The 17716-nt window shown below is 50.0% G+C and carries 18 protein-coding genes; 2 read left to right on the top strand and 16 right to left on the bottom strand.

The window, feature by feature from the left end; all coding sequences use genetic code 11:
- Nucleotides 1–15: 15 nt before the first annotated feature.
- From Q1A04_RS02080 to Q1A04_RS02040, 9 genes are all read right to left on the bottom strand, one after another.
- Nucleotides 16–1152, bottom strand: a complete 1137-nt coding sequence (locus Q1A04_RS02080) for a hypothetical protein (RefSeq protein ID WP_299700506.1) — start codon at nt 1150–1152, stop codon at nt 16–18.
- A 16-nt stretch (nt 1153–1168) separates the two neighbouring features.
- A complete protein-coding gene (locus Q1A04_RS02075) occupies nt 1169–2593 on the bottom strand; it encodes a cation:dicarboxylase symporter family transporter (RefSeq protein WP_299700503.1) in 1425 nt (474 codons plus the stop codon).
- 28 nt (nt 2594–2621) lie between these two features.
- Entirely contained in the window at nt 2622–3284 is a 663-nt protein-coding gene (locus Q1A04_RS02070; protein WP_299700500.1) for a DedA family protein, read from the bottom strand.
- A 33-nt stretch (nt 3285–3317) separates the two neighbouring features.
- Nucleotides 3318–3530 (bottom strand): twin-arginine translocase TatA/TatE family subunit, encoded by a 213-nt coding sequence (locus Q1A04_RS02065; RefSeq protein ID WP_299700497.1) that lies wholly within the window; start codon nt 3528–3530, stop codon nt 3318–3320.
- 268 nt (nt 3531–3798) lie between these two features.
- Nucleotides 3799–4185, bottom strand: coding sequence for a hypothetical protein (locus Q1A04_RS02060; protein WP_299700494.1), 387 nt, complete (start codon nt 4183–4185; stop codon nt 3799–3801).
- A gap of 155 nt (nt 4186–4340) precedes the next feature.
- A complete protein-coding gene (locus Q1A04_RS02055; RefSeq protein ID WP_299700491.1) occupies nt 4341–5402 on the bottom strand; it encodes a c-type cytochrome in 1062 nt (353 codons plus the stop codon).
- 234 nt (nt 5403–5636) lie between these two features.
- Nucleotides 5637–7289 (bottom strand): bifunctional metallophosphatase/5'-nucleotidase, encoded by a 1653-nt coding sequence (locus tag Q1A04_RS02050; RefSeq protein ID WP_299700488.1) that lies wholly within the window; start codon nt 7287–7289, stop codon nt 5637–5639.
- Between the two features lie 11 nt (nt 7290–7300).
- Nucleotides 7301–7756, bottom strand: coding sequence for a DsrE family protein (locus tag Q1A04_RS02045; RefSeq protein ID WP_299700485.1), 456 nt, complete (start codon nt 7754–7756; stop codon nt 7301–7303).
- A gap of 215 nt (nt 7757–7971) precedes the next feature.
- The gene (locus Q1A04_RS02040) at nt 7972–8325 is read right to left on the bottom strand and encodes a hypothetical protein (RefSeq protein WP_299700482.1); all 354 of its coding nucleotides are present in this window, start codon (nt 8323–8325) and stop codon (nt 7972–7974) included.
- A 214-nt stretch (nt 8326–8539) separates the two neighbouring features.
- Here Q1A04_RS02040 and Q1A04_RS02035 point away from each other — a divergent pair, with 214 nt between their 5' ends.
- Both Q1A04_RS02035 and Q1A04_RS02030 read left to right on the top strand, forming a co-directional pair.
- Nucleotides 8540–9988, top strand: a complete 1449-nt coding sequence (locus Q1A04_RS02035) for a 5'-nucleotidase C-terminal domain-containing protein (RefSeq protein ID WP_299700479.1) — start codon at nt 8540–8542, stop codon at nt 9986–9988.
- A 63-nt stretch (nt 9989–10051) separates the two neighbouring features.
- A complete protein-coding gene (locus Q1A04_RS02030) occupies nt 10052–11680 on the top strand; it encodes a bifunctional UDP-sugar hydrolase/5'-nucleotidase (protein ID WP_299700476.1) in 1629 nt (542 codons plus the stop codon).
- A gap of 80 nt (nt 11681–11760) precedes the next feature.
- Here Q1A04_RS02030 and Q1A04_RS02025 read toward each other — a convergent pair whose 3' ends face one another.
- From Q1A04_RS02025 to Q1A04_RS01995, 7 genes are all read right to left on the bottom strand, one after another.
- A complete protein-coding gene (locus tag Q1A04_RS02025; protein WP_299700473.1) occupies nt 11761–12489 on the bottom strand; it encodes a VIT1/CCC1 transporter family protein in 729 nt (242 codons plus the stop codon).
- A gap of 163 nt (nt 12490–12652) precedes the next feature.
- The gene (locus Q1A04_RS02020; RefSeq protein ID WP_299700470.1) at nt 12653–13594 is read right to left on the bottom strand and encodes a sterol desaturase family protein; all 942 of its coding nucleotides are present in this window, start codon (nt 13592–13594) and stop codon (nt 12653–12655) included.
- A gap of 22 nt (nt 13595–13616) precedes the next feature.
- Nucleotides 13617–14069: a DsrE family protein gene (locus Q1A04_RS02015; protein ID WP_299700467.1), complete on the bottom strand. Its 453-nt coding sequence runs from the start codon at nt 14067–14069 to the stop codon at nt 13617–13619.
- A gap of 156 nt (nt 14070–14225) precedes the next feature.
- The gene (locus Q1A04_RS02010) at nt 14226–14855 is read right to left on the bottom strand and encodes a TlpA disulfide reductase family protein (protein WP_299700465.1); all 630 of its coding nucleotides are present in this window, start codon (nt 14853–14855) and stop codon (nt 14226–14228) included.
- 91 nt (nt 14856–14946) lie between these two features.
- Nucleotides 14947–15843 carry a DoxX family membrane protein gene (locus Q1A04_RS02005; protein WP_299700463.1) on the bottom strand — a complete coding sequence of 299 codons (897 nt, stop codon included), beginning with the start codon at nt 15841–15843 and terminating at the stop codon, nt 14947–14949.
- A 738-nt stretch (nt 15844–16581) separates the two neighbouring features.
- Nucleotides 16582–16995: a DUF6691 family protein gene (locus Q1A04_RS02000; RefSeq protein ID WP_299700461.1), complete on the bottom strand. Its 414-nt coding sequence runs from the start codon at nt 16993–16995 to the stop codon at nt 16582–16584.
- Between the two features lie 101 nt (nt 16996–17096).
- Nucleotides 17097–17654, bottom strand: coding sequence for a YeeE/YedE thiosulfate transporter family protein (locus tag Q1A04_RS01995; RefSeq protein ID WP_299700458.1), 558 nt, complete (start codon nt 17652–17654; stop codon nt 17097–17099).
- Nucleotides 17655–17716 lie beyond the last annotated feature (62 nt).

Genomic DNA, 17716 nt, shown 5'->3' with positions numbered 1-17716 from the left:
AATTGGTGCAGTGGCTTATTTAAAGAAAAAGTCCAGCAACTCCTGCTGCATTACCGGATTGATGGCAACAGCCAGAATAACTGAAATGATCAAACCGATGGTGACAGATAATACGTCTTTACCGATCAGCTTAAATGTTTTGCTGAATGCCGCCGTAGAGTCTTGTGCCCGAATGCGCATACCCAGTTCACGGCCAGCCAGCAAGCCCACAAAAACCCACGTGGTACTCATCGGCATGTTGTTCAGTTCCTTGAAATAATAGAGGATCAACGCGTACACTAGGTCAATAATTGTAGCACTTCGCACATCACGTACTTCAGATTTCTCATTGATGATGTGCTGTATTTTGTCGCCCTTCATGTAGAACAGGAAACCAAGCCCCAGAAAGATGAAACCCGCGAAAGCCAGAAACTCCATGCCGCCCAGCTGACGGGGCAGGTATACGGCGATGTTGGCCAAGTCCTGCACCAGCCATATGTACCACAAGAAACCGCTAATTAGCCACTGTGCCACAGTCCAAAGCACGTGCGCCTCGCCTTTTATAAAGCGTTTGATCACTTTGGAAAGCAAGAGGTAAATCACGAGGGCGGAGACAAATGCCAGTGCATACCCCGCCAGACTTTTGTTGATCATACCGAGCACTGTGGCGCTTGTGGCCGTGAAAACACTCAGCAGCATGAACGTGGTAGAAACCGGGATGCGGAACCGCGTCAGGAGCAGCAGTACGACCGGAGAGGCCAACTGCAGGTATACAAAGCTTTCCGGGGCCTTTTCGAGTCCCGGGGTGGCCAAGCGTTGGTAGGTTACGTCCCCGTCGAAGGCGTACCAGCTGTAGGTAACGGTGCCTAGAAAAATAAGGCCCATAAACAGCCACTGCCAGTACCACTTTTTGTCTTCGTTGGACACGATGAACGTACCGATGGTCTGGATGCTGTCGTTGGCGATGGCGGAGTAGCCGGCGAAGGCAAAGCCCACCCACATGGCAATGTGCGGGTAAGGGTATACTATACCGGCCATAAAGAGCGAGAAGGCGATAAAATAAAGGAACTTCTTCTCTTTCTGGAAAATGATATCAAACTGATTGTAGCGCTTCCTGAATTTATAAGGCTGAATAGGGGCCAGATGCGGCCGCTTCTTTTGTGTCTTGGTCATTTGAGTTTAACTAGGCTTATGCGTTCACTTCTTCCTCTTTTCTTACTTCCAATTCGGGGTTCGTCGTCTCCACCAGACCTACTTCCGGCTGCGGATCAAACTCACCTTCCCAGCGCGCGACCACGGCGGTTGCCAGACAGTTGCCGGTCACGTTGATGGAGGTGCGGGCCATGTCCATGAGCTCGTCTATACCCAAGATGGCAAACAGCGGCCAGACCGGCAGGTTAAAGGAAGCGACCGTGCCGAGCAAAATCACGAGGGAGGCGCGCGGCACACCGGCCACGCCTTTGCTGGTGAGCATGAGCGTGAACACCATCAGCAACTGCTGTTCCCAGGTCAGGTCTATACCGGCGGCCTGCGCCACGAACACCGCGGCGAGGGCCAGGTATAGCGTCGTGCCGTCGAGGTTAAAGCTGTAACCGGTCGGCATCACAAAGGCCACGATACGGCGCGGTACGCCCAGTTTCTCCATCTCCTCCATGGCACGCGGCAGGGCCGCCTCCGAACTGGTGGTGGCAAACGCAATGGAAACCGGACCGGAAATGGCCTTCAGGAAACGCACGATCGGAATGCGGGCGATGAGCGCGACAGGCAAGAGCACCAGCAGCACAAAAGCCAGCAGCGCCACATAGAGGGTAGCCAGCAACTGGAACAGGTTCACCAAAATGCCGAAGCCCATGTGGCCCACCGTGTAGGCGATAGCTGCGCCCACCCCGATTGGAGCGAAGTACATGATGATGTTCGTGAACTTGAACATGGTCTCGGAAAGGCTCTCGCAGAAGTCGAGCATGGGCTTGCGCTTGTTCTCCGACACCATGGCCAGACCGATCGCGAAGATCACACTGAATACCACGATCTGCAGCACCTGCCCCTCGGCAATGGACTTGGCAATGTTCTCCGGAAACACATGCAAAATGATGTCGGCCCAAGTCTGCTTGACAGGAGCCTGAATCTCGTCGGTCTCGGCTATACCCGCCATGTTGATGCCTTCACCGGCTTTGCTGATGTTGATGGCCGCCAGACCGATGAAGAGCGCCAGTGTGGTCACGATCTCAAAGTACAGGATCGCTTTCCAGCCCATGCTGCCGATCTGTTTCAGGTTAGCGTGTCCGGCTATACCTACCACCAGCGTGGCGAAGATGAGCGGCGCGATGATCGTCTTGATGAGTTTCAGAAACACCTTGCTCAGCACGTTCAGGTTTTGCGCGACCTGCGGGAAATCGTAGCCGATCTGGGCGCCGACCACCATGCTGATCAGGATCCAAGTCGTGAGTGAGCGCTTTTGCAAACCATAAAGCAGTAGCACGGCCGTGCCGGTCCAGCGGATGGCAGCGAGGGCTTCGGCTGGGAGAGAAATGGCTTCATACTGCTGAAGCACCGTGAGGATAGCCGCTATGGTAATGCAAAGCAGCGTAGCCAGAGGCAAATAGGCCTTCTTCATAAATTTATTCGTCTAAAGCTTTATTGTTTTATCTAATCTGCGAGGTACTTCTTTTTGACAGCCAGTTCTTTAGGGCGGCCACAATAGGAGGGGCCATAGACAGCACGATGATAGCCAGAATAAGCAGCGAAAAATGCCGCTTTACTGCCGGCAGGTTTCCGAACAGATAGCCCATCAGCATAAAAAAGACCACCCATACGATTGCACCCACCACATTGAAGCTGAAGAAGCGTCTGTAATTCATCTTGGCTACTCCTGCCACAAAAGGCGCAAATGTGCGAATGATCGGCACAAAACGCGCATAAATGATGGTGCGTCCGCCATACCGCTCGTAGAATCGCTGTGTCTGGTCTATGTGCGACCGGCGCAAAAACCAGAAGTCGCGCAGGTAAATGCGGCTTCCGATTTTGCTTCCGGTAAAATAGTTGAAGGAGTCACCGAGAATGGCAGCCATGATCAGCAGCCCCATCAACAGCAGCAGGTTAAGGCCCGAAGCAGGTATGGCAGCCAGTGCGCCGAGCGCAAACAGCAGCGAATCCCCCGGTAAAAAAGGAGTTACGACCAAGCCGGTCTCACAGAACACAATGAGAAACAGGATGAGGTAGATCCACTGCTGGTACTCCCGCACCAACTGAACCAAATGCTGGTCAATGTGCAGCACAAAATCTGCAACGTAATAAAGGATATCCATCTGAAAAGGAGCTACTCGTGCCGGACAAGCCCGTTATTTCTTTTCCGGCTTGTCGTGTATAGACTTGTCGAGCTCACTTTTGATCTCGTTTGTGGCGTCCTTGAACTCGCGGATGCCACGGCCCATGCCGCGGGCGAGTTCAGGTATGCGCTTGGCGCCAAACAGTAGCAGAATGGCAAATATGATAACGGTTACTTCCGCGCCTCCCAAGCTTCCTATGAAGGCAAAAATTCCAATGCTGTTCATCTATGATGTATTAATGAATTTCGGTTTGATAAAAAATGATTCAATTACTCCTCTGTGACCAAAAGGACAGCAACAGGAAGCATCAGCCGCTTTACAGCGTGTAAAGGGCGGCAAAAGCTGCATGGCTTACCTATGCAGCAAAAACAATGGAGTAAATGATTTAAAAGCAGACTGCGGAACAGCGCTGCCTATACCTGCGGACGTTAAGCTAGGTTTGCGAACCGTTCTGGGGCAGGTTTATATTGATGAAAGGGAATAGGGGAGCAGCCTAGGGAGCTTGTGGCTGACTGGAAGTATAGAAAAATTGACAGAAGAAGTTATCGCCGGGAGCCCGCGCCGCATAGGGAGGGATCGCCTTATCGCCTGAAAACTTAACCACATGCGCTTTTGCAACGGTAGCCACCTGCTGTAGACTGAACGTAATTGTGGAGGCCGTTCCTTCCTGCGCCAAGTATACCATAGCCTGCTGCAGTCCCGTAGCGCTGTCTTCGCTGCTCAGGGATTCGGTTTGCGCCATACCTGCCGGGTTCCCGGAGGCTATTTGCGCCGTAGAATGGGCATACGCTCCCGCGCTTTGGGACAGGAGAGCCCAGAGCAGAGTGAGCGACACCATCAAGTGTCTAAGGGAGCGGTATTTAGGCTGAATCAGGGCCATAAGCAACCGCAAATATACTACTAATTGCGAGCAAGCTATCGAACTGGAAATATAATTTTACGGCCTGTTTGCGTCCGGTGATTATTTAAATAAAACCAGTCCGAAAACCAAAAGGCCTGCTCCAGAAGAGCAGGCCTTTCTTTGGGAATACATGATTACTTTTTGCGGGCCTCGATGATCGGTTTGTACGGGCCGTACTTGTGCTGCTCTTCACTGAAACTGTCGGAATAGGGGCCGAAAGGATGATCGACCGGTTTCTTGGAGATGTCCGGCCAGTCTTTGCTGAGGTCTTTTTTCGGACGTGGCATGGAGTTTACGTAAGCCGCCAGATCCCATGATTCTTCGTCGGTGAGCATCGGGCTGTCGTGGGTGGCACCGAGGGGCATGTTGGCTTTCACGTAGCGGGCGAAGGTGGATACACGGTATAGTCCAGCGCCAGCGTTGTAACTGTCGTCCCCCCAGAGCGGTGGGTAGATGTATTCTGTATTGCCGACTGGTTTCATACCCTGCCCGTTATCGCCGTGGCATACTTGGCACTTCTGCACATACACCGCCTTGCCCAGTTCCGGACTGGCGGCCCGGTCGAGGTACTCGATATCGATCAAGCCGGCTCCATTCGGGGTCTCATCTTTCTGCACATCTTGTCCCACCCATTTGATGTAAGCCACCATGGCCTGCATTTCTTTGGATTCCGGTTTGGGGGCCTCGCCGTTCAGACTGCGCTCAAAGCAATCGGTTACGCGTTTTACCACATCCTCTTCCGTGCCAGAGCGGCCCCGGAACTTAGGATAGGTAGAAGCCACAAGCGAGTAGTTGTTGCCGAAAGGCTTTGTGCCAGCGTCGAGGTGGCAGTTCTGGCAATTCATGCCATTGGCGATTTGCAGCACGCTTCCCTCCGGGCCGAGGTACTGTGCCGTGTGCGCCACCAGTTCGCGGCCATACCGGATTTGGTCTGCCTCGGGTGTGGCGGGCAGCGAGGCGAGGTCGGGGGCTCTCCACATCGTTTCTGCCGGCTGAGTAGGTACAGTCGGAGCTGTGGCGGGAGCCGTTGTGGGGGTCGTGCTTTCCGTGAGTGAGGGCAGACTTACTTCAGTGCCAGAGAGCTCCAGAAACACCACAATGCCTAACATCAAAATCACCGCAATAGCGCTCAAGCCAACTACATTAGAAATCTTCAGTAGAAAGCCGACTTCTTCATTTTCTTGATTCAATTTCATGATAGTACGAATGTATAAGGTGGGGTGAAAACAAGTTATGTTTTTATACCTCAGAAGTATGTGACATTTGTCACATTGGAGCGGATTCGATTTTTATTCGGCAGGAGGAGGACTATTACTAGGTATACGAATTAAAGTGCTTTTCTGTAATTCCCCCAGCTGATTAATAGCATATTATCAGCCGAACAAAAACAAAAAAAAGAGCAGAAAGCTAAGCTTCCTGCTCTTAAGAAATTATCTAAAGGTATAGTCTACATTTGGCAACTGCGACAATACCGGGGCAGGCAGGTCAAGCGCCTTCGCTCTGCCATCCGTCTTAGGAGAAACCGTGCCTTTTTCTTTCAGATACTCCTCTATCACATCATGAATAGTATAGTCGAGCACTTGCGTTTCCACGGCGTTTGGCATGCGGCAAAGCATGTGGTCCGGTTCGCCGCGACGCAGGCAGGCTCCCATGGAATAGAGTTTGTTCGGGTCGAGCGGTTTGCCGCCAACCGTAATTGACTCCACGCGCTGTCCTTTCGGCGCATTGGCGTTGAAGGTCATTTCCATACCTGAGAAGCGGATCACCCAGCCACCAAAACGCTCCAGCGGCTTTTCGGCGAACACGTTGTGCAGTTCCTGCTCCATCCAGTCCTGTATCTGCTTACCGGTGGCCTTACCGATCTTCACGTTCTCATTCACGGGCAGCATGTTCCAAACATCGCTATAAGTAATAGCGGCCTTGCCTGTTTCATCCGGTACGATAGGTGTACTAAAGCGGAAACCGTTGGAGATGGCAATGTCAACGCCTGTCTTCCAGCGCACCGCATCGGTAATCATGTTGTCCATCGGGTTTTCAACGACCAGATAACGATAAAGTGGGGTGGTGGTATGGCCCAGCACACGCTCCATTTGCTTCTTATAAGGAGCCATTTGCTCGTCAACCACACGCTGTACTTCCGGGTCGGCCGGGTATACGGCTGGGTCTACATCGATCAGTTCGTAGCGCTGGTCCACGATCTTACCGTCCTTTACGTCCAAGTCCAAACGGCCAACAAACGAAGCGAATGCTCCCGGCTCCACTACCTGCGCATATTTGCCCTGTAGCGGTTTGCGGATGCGTTCGTGCGTGTCGTTGCCCAAGATAAAGTCAACGCCTTTGATCTGTTCCTGATCAGCCAGGTATAGCTGCTTCGAAATGCCAAGGTGTGTTACTAGGAAAAGAATATCCACGCCCTGTTCTTCCTTGAGCTCTTTTATGAGCGGCTCAATATTGTCTTCGAGCTGTTTGAAGATAAGGCCCTTGCTGAACGACGGGTTTTGGCGAACAGGCACTTCGGGGTCGTTGTATGAGATAAAGCCCAGTTTCACGCCTTTTATTTCTTTCACGATATAAGGCGGATAGAGCATATCAGAACTAGCCTCGTCGTAGATGTTGGCGCACACCACCGGCTTGCCGTAAGAGGCCAGCACGTCACGCATTTTCTGGCTGCCGAAGATCACTTCCCAGTTACCGGGGATCAGGAAATCGTAGTCCATGGCTTTGATCACAGGTCCGAAAACGGCGCCCTCCGAAAGGGCAGCCACAGCGCTACCCTGTATCAGGTCACCGCCATCCACGATCACGGTGCCGCCCGGGTTTTCGGCTTTCACCTGCTTGAAAATAGTCTGGATGTTGGCCACGCCGCCGCGCTCTTTGAACACAAACTCACCGTTCTCGATGAACATTTCCTGATGCGGCATCAGCTGTCCGTGGATGTCGGCGGTCTGCAAAATGGTAATGGTTTCGACGCCATCTTCTTTGGCCTGTGTTTCCTCCGTATTGCTCGACTGGCAGGAGGTTGCAAATGTGAGTCCTAGGATAGGTATGGCCGAGAGTAAAGTCTTTTTTAGTATACTGATCATTTCTTTAATGCTTAAGGTTGAATAAGTAGATAATTTTTTGCCTGTAGCTGGTATAAGCGGATGTAACCGTTCGATACTACGCCAGCAGCCTTTGGTAAATTTTGCTTATTAATATGATGTCGGTCCAATGCAATCTGGCAAATCATTATGCTGAAAGCACCGTCTGATTTTTCCTGTATGAATCTTCCCAGTTCCTGTTCTGCTGTGATGTTTTTAACTGCATTTCCAATAGCGACCACTTCGAACTGACGCACAGGAACTCCTGAGTTTTTAAGTTGCTGATAAGTTTCCCAAGCACCTTTTATATGCCGTTCTTCCTTGGCTAAAAAGGCGTAGTGCTGGTGTTGTTGCAGATCAGCTTTTTCCTGAGCAGTAAGTGGAGGAAGACTTTGGGCGAATGTTGTAGTGCCGCCTAGTAACACGAGCAAGGCAATAGCCGCTAGTATGTTTTTTAAATTTAAAAGCATGTTTTTAAAGGTTCCTTTGCTTTTTCGGATATATCAATCCGAAATATGACCATAAGGGGTTTCCGAATACCTGTATTCTATTGCTGGTTCGCGCTGGTCAGGAAACTCACAATAGTTGGTGGCATAGGCCCTCTATCTGGATTCCGATTATTATATCCGAATCAGCTTTACAAGGATATAGGGTGAGTTTTTAGCTCAAAAAAAGCACAATAGGATCAGCTGAACCGGGGCGGGTCTGGTTCGATCGGGGTGGTTTGGGAGTAGTAAGCGACAGCCATATAACCGGGTTCTTGGTACGGGCTGTGGGAATGGTTGAAGGCCGCAGAGGTGCTAGCGGGCGTACAGAACAACTTCACATTACAAAGCCGGATCTCAGCCTCGCTGTCTGGCTTTTCAGCCCCATCAGTTTCGATGGCTAACAAACGCTTAAAATCGACTGTGCTCGTATGGGATAGAGACACCTTTGTCTGGTCTTGCTGTCGAAGACACACTTTTTTTATGGCCACACCCGCGTTCGCTCCCGGCAGAAAGCTCACGAAAGCCAGCGAGGAGAGATGTATGAATAACATCAGCAGGGACCATATTTTAAGAATGTGCTTCAAATGAGCGGTCTGTTTCTAAGGTATAAAAGACTGTTTTACAGCTTTGTCATACAAATATGATGATTGTCTAGCCGGCATACTGTGACTTTTGTCACAGCAGGTGAAAATTTATACATGTTACTTGGAGCATGTGGCTGCATTCATAACGACAATTTTTAAGAAGCAACCTAAAACTCAGACTATGAAAAACGAAAACAAGCTGACCATACTGCAGCTCAACGACAGTCATGCCTACCTAGAGCCGCACCAAGAAATGTTCTGGGAGAAAGGCGGACAGGTCTACCGGCAGGCCGGCGGGTTTGCCCGTATAGCCGGCTACCTGCAGCAACTGCGCCGAGAACAGAATGTGGCGGTGCTGGCACTTGACTGCGGCGATACCTTTCATGGCACCTACCCGGCTGTGGCTACCAAAGGCGAAGCCATGCTGCCAATTTTGAATGCACTGGGACTGGCAGCTATGACGGCCCACTGGGAGTTTGCCTACGGGCCGGAGCAATTCAAAAAGCTCACCTCCCAGCTCAACTATCCCATGCTGGCCATCAACATCTACGAGAAGCAGACCGATGAGCTGGTTTATAAGCCCTACATCGTACAGGAACTGAAAGGTTTGAAAGTCGGTATCATCGGGATCGCTTGCAACATCGTGGACAAGACCATGCCACCACATTTCAGCGAAGGGTTGCGATTCACCCTTGGCAACGAAGAGCTACCCGGCTACATTCAAAAACTCAGAGAAGAAGAAAAAGTCGACTTGATCGTGCTGATCTCGCACTTGGGATTTCCACAGAACATGAAACTACTTTCGGAAGTGGAGGGGGTGGATGTCTGCCTGAGTAGCCACACACATTATCGCACGGCCAAACCAGCCAGACAGGGCAACACGATCGTGATCGAGTCCGGCTGCCACGGCTCTTTTCTAGGCAGGTTGGACCTGGACATAGAGGACGGAAAAATCACTGATTTTAAGCACGAATTAGTGGAAGTGTCAGATAAACTGCCGGAGGACGGGCAGGTAAAGCAACTGGTGGAAGAAGCAGTAAAGCCTTACCGGGAGGAGTTGAGTCAGCAAGTAGGGGAGACCACAACAGCCCTCGACCGCAATACCATTCTGGAGTCGACCATGGATAATCTCCTACTGCATAGCATGCTGGAGGCAACCGGTGCTGAACTGGCTTTTTCAAACGGCTGGCGCTATGGAGCTCCCATTGTGCCCGGTCCCATCACTCTGAATGATCTTTACAATATTATCCCGATGAACCCGCCTGTTCAAACTGTGAACATAAGCGGCGAGGAACTACTGGAGATGCTGGAGGATAATCTAGAGAAGACTTTTGCGCCGGATGCCTATAACCAGTTGGGAGGTTTCGTGAAGCGCAGTTTCGGATTGAAGGCTTTCATTAAAATCGAAGCGCCGAAAGGCAATCGTATTCAGAAACTCTTCGTGAACGGAGAGGAGCTGGACCCGCAGCGCAGGTATAAGGCAGCTTTTGTAACCGAGCAGGGCGTACCCGAAAATTACGGTCAGCAACGAGAGGCTGCAGGTATAAAAGCCATCGAAGCCATGAAGCAATACCTGCAGAAGCACTCACCTGTGGAGATAAAGCTGTTGGGCACTTTCACAGCTGTGTAAATCAACTTTTCATATTAATTGGTAAAGTCATAAAACCGGTTTTACTTATAAAACTTTAAATCAATGAACCTGAAAAAAAGTCATTTTATACCTGTGCTGTTCGCTCCGCTTTTATTGGCCGGTGCCTGCACTTCTACGACAAACGAATCAACTACAGAAGCTACCGATATGGCAGAAGGAGATAACAAGTCCATCACGATCCTGCACACCAATGATATGCACGGATCTTATATGCCATTCCGGACAACGGCTGATAACGCTACCGCCCAGACCGGTGACGCGGGACGTGATACGCTGATTACGTTCGGAAAAGAAGCCGAGATCGGAGGCTTTGCCTATCTGGCTAGTGCGATCAAGAAAGTGCGGCAGGAAAAGGGGGAGGAGAACGTACTGCTACTGGATGGCGGTGACACCTTTAGCGACGACCAGTTGGGTAACCTCACCAAGGGAGAGGCCATGATCCGGCTGATGAATACAGTGCAATACGACCTGATGGCATTGGGCAACCATGACTTCGATTATGGTTTGGAAAGAACCCGCGAGCTTGAGCAACTGGCGAATTTCCCGATGCGCGCGGCTAATATTGTAGACGAGCAGACGCAGCAGCCGATCTTTGGGGAACCTTATATCATCACCGAAAAACAAGGCGTGAAAATAGCGATTCTCACGCTGGGTTATCGCAACACACCCAAGACAGGCAACCCGGATAATGTGAAAGGACTCCGCTTCAGCATAGGGCAGGAAGTGGCTCAGCAGTATGTGCCGAAACTGCGCGAGCAGGCCGATGTGGTGGTAGTGCTCTCGCATGAAGGCACGGCAGTGGATTACAAGATGGCTCGTGAAGTGGAAGGGATAGACCTGATCATCGGGGCGCACAGCCACGACATCATTGAGCCGCGCAAGAAAATCGGGCAAACGTACGTGGTGCAGGCTATGTCAGACGCTTCGATTTTGGGTGATACGGAACTGATCCTGTCAGGCAATAAACTGGTGGATGTGAAGGACCACTACCACTGGCTGTGGCACGAGGAGTGGCAGCCTGATCCGGAGGTGCAAATTATAGTGGATGAGTTGAGAAAGCCACATCTTAACAAATTGCAGGAGAAAGTGGTGGACAGCCGCGATGTGATCGGAAGGCAGTATAAATCGGAGAGCCCGTTTGACAAACTGGTAGGCAACCTACTGCTGGAAGGGTATAAGGGCGAAGTGGCGATCATGCCAGGCGTTGGCTATGGCATATCGTTTAAGCCCGGACCTGTATCCAGCGAGGAGGTATACAAACTGTTGCCGCACCCATCCAAAATCGTAACCCTGCAAATGACAGGCAAGCAACTCAAGCAAACCCTCGAGCAAGCCGCCAAAAACCTTAAACCTGACAACAAACTCGACGCAGTCGGAGGTCTCATTCAAACATCAGGTATAGCCTACCAGATGGACCTCACCAAGCCCATCGGACAGCGAATTAACAACATGCAGATTGGCAATAGCGCGGTAAGCGATTCGAAGACCTACGAAGTGGTCACTCACAACGGACTGCTAACCGGTCTGCACAACTTCGACGAGATCGGAAAAGGACAGAACATCAATAGAACTGAAAAGCCCTTAACGGAATTTATCATCGAAAAACTGAAGGAAAAGAAGACAGTCGGTATGCCGGAGAATATGGGAGAAGCGAAGATTATCAGACAGTAAGTTTAACTTCGCTCAAACAGTGGAAAAAGTCACATGAACTGTTTAAGGTTGTGTGACTTTTTGTTTCAGCTATGGTGTGATTACATAAACACGCTTTCGAGCACATCGCCCACAACATAGGCTAGTGTGGCAGCCAGACCACCGAGCAGCAGTGTTTCGGCTATACCTGCCATGATATTGCGTTCCGTTACAATACTTTTCAGAGCACCCACAATTGTAAGGGCTATACCTGTGAGCACGCTGGAGTATATGAAAAGATCGGCGCCTGCTATACCTGAGTCGAGGCCGGCAAAAATGTAGGCCAGCAGCGGTATAGACCCCACAATGATAAAGCTGATGAAGGTAACGGAAGCAGTTTTGATGGGGGTTTTGTCGTCTTTGGTCATTTCCAGTTCCTCCTTCATCATGGTGTCCACCCATACGTCTTTATCGGCTGTGATCACCTCCACCACTTGATTGAGCAGTTCGCCTTTAAAGCCTTTAGCCTCGTAAATTTCCCGTATCTCCTCTTTCTCGATTTCCCCTAAGTTATCGACTTCCCAATATTCACGGGCTCGGTGACGGTCAAAGTTGTCACGCTGCGCTTTTGTAGAGAAATAGTTTCCGACTGACATAGAGAAACCATCCGCAATCAGGTTAGCCAAGCCAAGAATGATGACCACCGCTATACCCAAACTCGCCCCTTCAGCTCCTGCTACCACGGCAAAGGTTGTAATTGCCCCATCTATACCCCCATACACGAACTCCGAGATGTACTCTTTCTTGAAGAAAAGTATTTTGTCTTCCGATTGAACTTCGTGGTGCTGCATGGGGGAAGTTTTAGGAATTAGCTAGTTGGAAACATTATAAGGTAGAAAGTTAACAAAAAATCGGATGATTTCATTATTTGTAGGGACAGGTCGCGACCTGTTCGAATCTAGTACGGGATCTGCGACTCGCGCCATATAAGGGTTCTACATTGCAGTACAGATCTTAATTCAACTGCCCCACTTCTTCAGCAGGTATAGAATCCTTCTCTTTCTGCGATACTACTTCTTCAGCTATAACCGCGCGCTCACGGAAAGGATAAAACTGCTGTTCTAAAAAGGACTTTGGATAAGCTTCGACTTCCTCAAAACCGAGCTCGATATCGCGTCCGTCGTCCGGCATATAGGCCGTGCCGAAGAGGTAATCCCACACGCTCAGGCTGATGCCGTAGTTGGCGCCGTAGCGGTGCGGCATGTGCTTGGCGTGATGCCAGATGTGCATTTGCGGGTTGTTGAACAGGAAGCGCAGCGGACCCAGCGGAATATGCAGGTTGGAGTGGTTAAAATGCCCGATGGCCGTAGCGAAAATGTGCACCAGAAAGAAGTCTTGTATGCCGAAGCCGATCATGGCTAAGGGGATATACTCGAGGGTGCGGTATACCACCGTTTCGCCCCAGTGGAAGCGCAGGTGCGCTGCAAAGCCCATTTGTTGCACCGAGTGGTGCACTTTGTGGAAACGCCACAGGAAATCGGAGCGGTGCAGCAGGCGGTGCACGTTCCACTGAATAAAATCGCGCAGCACAAACAGTGTGAGCAGCTGCGCCCATACCGGCCACGACTGTATCTCGAAGGCCACCAGATTCTGGATTCCGAACAGGGCCAGAAAGTCGTTGAAAGCCTCTACGCCGATATTGGAAATGGCATTGAATCCGACCAGCGAGAACAGGAAGAAATTGAAGAACATGTAGAAGCCGTCGAGCCAAAAATCCTGCCTTATTTTGGCCTGACTTTTACGCCACGGTAACACGATCTCGAGCAGCCAGAAAAACAGTGACAAGCCCAGCAGCCAGTAGAAATAGTTGCCCCAGCTAGGGTGCAGCATTTCACGCCACAGGTAGTTACCGTAGTCCGAAAAAGAGCTCGTGAAAATGTTCCAGTATTTTTCCATGTACTATACCTGAGCTAGCGGCTTAAAACTTTATATAGCCCCAGCCCTCGTCCTGTTTTGTAATGATTTCGCCTATACCCATCGGTACTGTCGTCACGCCGGGCAGCAGCTGGTTTTTCTCCACTTTTTGCACCCGCATGGTGTTTTCGCAGGCCACAAAACTAACGCCTTTTTCCTGCAAGGATTTAATTGCGGCTGCCTGTGTGGTTTTGTCTGTCACGAGCAGGTTAAGTGCCTTGCCATGTACCACAATTTCAACCTGTGCGTCAGGCCAGCCGCGTTTGATGTTGTTGAGCTGCCGCATCAGTCCGCTATGCCGGGCCGTGTCCCCTTCGGCCATATCGTACACAATGCGGCGCGGCGTGGTTTGCTCAGCCTTGGCAGCTGTTGCCTTTTTATTCGTTTGCTTTTGGGCGAAGGCTGTTGGAGCAGCCAGTACCGCCAGCAGGATAACAAAGATCAGTTTCAGTTTCATAACAGGCAGATAAATGAGATGTTGGAATGTAAGGTCAAGGTATAAGCTTGTGCACTATAACACAAGCCCAGTAGTGCTTTGTTTCAGTTGAAGGTCAGGTATAGGCATTTAATAAAACAAGCTGGCCGATACATCTCAGCCAGCTTGTTTTATGCATTATTTTGCCATACCCAGTAGGAATTCGCGTACTTCCTTGGTGTCGTACTCAGCCATACCTTCCTGCTTGGCTACTATCTTGCCCTCCGGCGAGATAATGAAAGTGGTAGGTATAGCAGTGCTGTAAAACTCCTGCGGAAACTGGCTTGCCGGCATGTATACCGGGAAGGTATAGCCCTTCTTATCGATGAATTTTTTCACCTTGGCCATACCGCCTTCATCCACTGACAACATAACGAAAGCGATTTTGTCTGAACCTACTTTATCGTGGAGTTTCTGTATGTTCGGCATCTCCGCAATACATGGCGGACACCAAGTCGCCCAGATGTTGAGGAAGATCACTTTGCCTTTCAGGCTTTCAAACTCAACGGTTTTACCCTCTAGATCCACCATCTTGAAGCCGGCACCCGCCATAGGCGCTCCGGCAGTTTCGTAAGCTGCCGTTTCAGTTGCGGTGGAAACTTCATCAATGGCTGGCACATCAGCGTTTTTTATACCTGTCGCCAACAGTATGCGCTGCACCTGCCCGATGGCTTCGGTATGCAAACCAGTCAGGTAGAGGATACCGAAAATGGCCAGCATCACAGCCCAACCGGGTATGTTTTTGATTGAAAATTTATTCTTGTCCATGATATTATTGTTAATAGAATTCGGCTTTCCCGAATCAGTCTAAATCAATTTTATTTAGTCAATTTGAGCGTAACGCTTCGTCTTCTCAGGCTTAGAGTTCCACTGTGGTATAGCCTTGTTCCTGCAGATCGAACATGTAGGTCAAACCGTTCGGGATCACTTCCACACCTTCAACCAGCGAACTGGCGTCTATGTTGAATTGCTTGAGCGACATGCCGCAAACCCTGTAGGTAATGCCGGCCGCTTTGCCTTTTTCAAATTCCTGTGCCATGTTGCTCCCTTTCACAAAGGCTTCCACGGACTTGCCGCAGGCCATCACCACAAAACTTTCACGCTTGTAGCGACTTTCTTTTGTAATGGTTTCAGCTGTGTTCACTGCGGCTTTCAGGTGGTTGGGCTGACTGATCAGGACGGCGTATTTTTTAGCGTTCGTTTCTGTGACAGCTCCCGGTGTGGCAGTGCTTTGGGCAACCGTTGTACCTGTGGCGCATGAGCCGAGGAACATCGTCAGCCCGAATGCCAGCACGGTTACAATTTTACCATTTAATTTATTCTTAAGGCTTGATTTCATTTGCTTATTTTGAAAAAGTGACTGGTCCAATCCGTAATAGATAGCGCCATTCACGATGAAAAATACGAGCATCCCAATTAGCGCGATGTTCTTAAAGAGGGGCCCAGAGCCTTCGGCGCCTACCTGCACCGTCAGGGTGATCGGAATCAGGATGGAAAGCAGCAAAGCGGCCGCGATTCTGGTTTTGAAACCGACCAACAGCATAGAGCCGCCAATCAGTAAACCAACGCCTGACAGGATGATCAGGGTTTCGGCAGGTGCCATCCAAGTAGCTAGCTGGGCAAAGGGTGCCTTTTCGAGGCGGGCAGCGGCTCCGGCTGTTTGTACTAGGTGGTTGAAGCCAGCCATGATGAAGATAAGGCTACCCATGACACGTAGCACCAGAAATGATATTTTTTGCAAAGAATTATTTTCCATGATTGAGATTATTTTCTTGAAATAATGGTCTCGGCGGTACAGGGTATACCTATCGCGTTGACATGTCGAATAAGGCACAGCAGCAGGGTTGTGATAGAAATATGTGTAAACCCGTTATGTTTCGGCTGTGTCAGCATAATGCGTACAGTATTTTAAGAAAATCTCGGAGGGTCAGGATCAGCTCCTAAGTTAGGAGCAAGGTGCTTGAGGTGGGCAGAAGCCAAGAACTGCTGCCTAGCACTGGAATTGAAAAGAGTATTGGACTGCCTGTCGTCCACAATAGCGTGAAGCTGCTGGCCGCAGTCAATTGGTATATTAGCTGCGTCTTTCTGCTCAGAATGCGTCTGGTGCTTCAGACATTTTTTAGCGCAGGGACGCTTAAGTTTTTTGTGATCATCTGCTGTCTTTAACTCACTTTTAAGCGTGCAGGCAAACCCGTTCGCTGGCTTTTGTGGTTGTGCCAGAGTGAAAAGGAAAAGCAACGTGCTTAAAAGTACTAGCAGATAGTGGTTCATTTTTCGGATTTTCAGCAGGTATAGCCAGCCAGTTCTCGCGTAGATCTAAAATGCCAAGCTCAGGAGTCTTTTTGTTTCGCATCCTTGGCCGTGCCCAACAGTACAAATTTCTAGCCAAAGAAGTGACTTACGTTGCCTGCCTGTTTTTCTTTGTTATGCATGAAAGCCACTGCTTGGGGCAGATGGCTTTCAGCACAAACTCAACACTTAGCCAAATTCTTTTTTAATGCGGTAATCTGTCTTTGATGGCACCGTACAGATACGTTCCTGCCAAAGCGCCTCCAATCGCGATGAATATCGCCCAGTAGCTGTAGCCCACGTTTACGAACATCGGACCCGGACAAGCGCCTGTCAGTGCCCAACCCAAGCCGAAAATGGTACCGCCAATGATGTAGCGCGGAATAGACATTTCCTTAGGTGTAAATACGATCGGGTTGCCTTGAAAGTCGCGTAGCTTGTACTTCTTGATCACGAAGGTGGCAATTGTGCCCAGCACGACAGCCGTCCCGATAATGCCGTACATATGGAAGTCTTGGAATCGGAACATCTCCTGAATACGGAACCACGAAATAGCCTCCGACTTACTCATAACGATGCCGAACAGAATACCGGCTATTATAAATTTTATACTTTTCACGGTTACTTATTAATAATGACGAATGATAAATGTATAATTAGTGAGTACTGAATAATGATTGAATGAGAAAGAACTAGTCATTCATCATTATTCTTTACTCATTAAAAAATCAGCGGTAGCAGCACATATGTTGTGAGTAGACCTCCTATGAAGAAGCCGACCACGGCAATCAGGGAGGGTAGCTGCAGGTTGGACAAACCACTGATGGCGTGCCCCGAAGTACAGCCGCCTGCGTAGCGCGCACCGAAACCGATCGAGAAACCACCCAATAGCAGAATCAGAAATCCTTTGAGGGTGAAGGCGGCACTAAGTCCGAAAATCTCCTCTGGCTGAATGCCGTCCGGCGATGAAATGCCGAGCTGCTGCAAGTCCTGAATGGTGGCCTGAGAGATTTGAACGGCCTCCCCGTTAGAGAGAAACTCAGCCGAGATAAAACCGCCGATAACAGCGCCTACCAGAAACAGCAGGTTCCAACTTTGGGAGCGCCAGTCGAAATCAAAAAACTTAACCGTTTTACCAGCGCCGCAGGCTGAGCAGATAGTACGCAGGTTAGCCGAAAAACCGAACGACTTGCCGAAAAACAACAGCAACACCATGACAAAAGCGATCACGATACCCGAGGTATACCATGGCCATGGTTGTCTTATAAGCTCTAACATATTTTAATCTATTTAGTAATTGGTGATTTAGAGAGATAAGCAGAGAAGGAGCGAGGTCGCGT

Origin of the sequence: uncultured Pontibacter sp. (assembly GCF_947499215.1) — a bacterium.
In the GTDB taxonomy this organism is placed as follows: Bacteria; Bacteroidota; Bacteroidia; order Cytophagales; family Hymenobacteraceae; genus Pontibacter.
The sequence above is the reverse complement of the archived record's forward strand: the minus strand, read 5'-3'. Positions and strand labels throughout refer to the sequence as shown.

Excerpts from the sequence above, each read along its gene's own strand:
- Q1A04_RS01995 (WP_299700458.1), bottom strand. The coding sequence starts at position 17,654 with ATGTTAGAGCTTATAAGACAACCATGGCCATGGTATACCTCGGGTATC.
- Q1A04_RS02080 (WP_299700506.1), bottom strand. The coding sequence starts at position 1,152 with ATGACCAAGACACAAAAGAAGCGGCCGCATCTGGCCCCTATTCAGCCT.
- Q1A04_RS02025 (WP_299700473.1), bottom strand. The coding sequence starts at position 12,489 with ATGCAGCACCACGAAGTTCAATCGGAAGACAAAATACTTTTCTTCAAG.
- Q1A04_RS02065 (WP_299700497.1), bottom strand. The coding sequence starts at position 3,530 with ATGAACAGCATTGGAATTTTTGCCTTCATAGGAAGCTTGGGAGGCGCG.
- Q1A04_RS02005 (WP_299700463.1), bottom strand. The coding sequence starts at position 15,843 with ATGGAAAATAATTCTTTGCAAAAAATATCATTTCTGGTGCTACGTGTC.
- Q1A04_RS02050 (WP_299700488.1), bottom strand. The coding sequence starts at position 7,289 with ATGATCAGTATACTAAAAAAGACTTTACTCTCGGCCATACCTATCCTA.
- Q1A04_RS02040 (WP_299700482.1), bottom strand. The coding sequence starts at position 8,325 with ATGTTATTCATACATCTCTCCTCGCTGGCTTTCGTGAGCTTTCTGCCG.
- Q1A04_RS02035 (WP_299700479.1), top strand. The coding sequence starts at position 8,540 with ATGAAAAACGAAAACAAGCTGACCATACTGCAGCTCAACGACAGTCAT.
- Q1A04_RS02045 (WP_299700485.1), bottom strand. The coding sequence starts at position 7,756 with ATGCTTTTAAATTTAAAAAACATACTAGCGGCTATTGCCTTGCTCGTG.
- Q1A04_RS02060 (WP_299700494.1), bottom strand. The coding sequence starts at position 4,185 with ATGGCCCTGATTCAGCCTAAATACCGCTCCCTTAGACACTTGATGGTG.
- Q1A04_RS02055 (WP_299700491.1), bottom strand. The coding sequence starts at position 5,402 with ATGAAATTGAATCAAGAAAATGAAGAAGTCGGCTTTCTACTGAAGATT.
- Q1A04_RS02020 (WP_299700470.1), bottom strand. The coding sequence starts at position 13,594 with ATGGAAAAATACTGGAACATTTTCACGAGCTCTTTTTCGGACTACGGT.
- Q1A04_RS02030 (WP_299700476.1), top strand. The coding sequence starts at position 10,052 with ATGAACCTGAAAAAAAGTCATTTTATACCTGTGCTGTTCGCTCCGCTT.
- Q1A04_RS02075 (WP_299700503.1), bottom strand. The coding sequence starts at position 2,593 with ATGAAGAAGGCCTATTTGCCTCTGGCTACGCTGCTTTGCATTACCATA.
- Q1A04_RS02010 (WP_299700465.1), bottom strand. The coding sequence starts at position 14,855 with ATGGACAAGAATAAATTTTCAATCAAAAACATACCCGGTTGGGCTGTG.
- Q1A04_RS02070 (WP_299700500.1), bottom strand. The coding sequence starts at position 3,284 with ATGGATATCCTTTATTACGTTGCAGATTTTGTGCTGCACATTGACCAG.
- Q1A04_RS02015 (WP_299700467.1), bottom strand. The coding sequence starts at position 14,069 with ATGAAACTGAAACTGATCTTTGTTATCCTGCTGGCGGTACTGGCTGCT.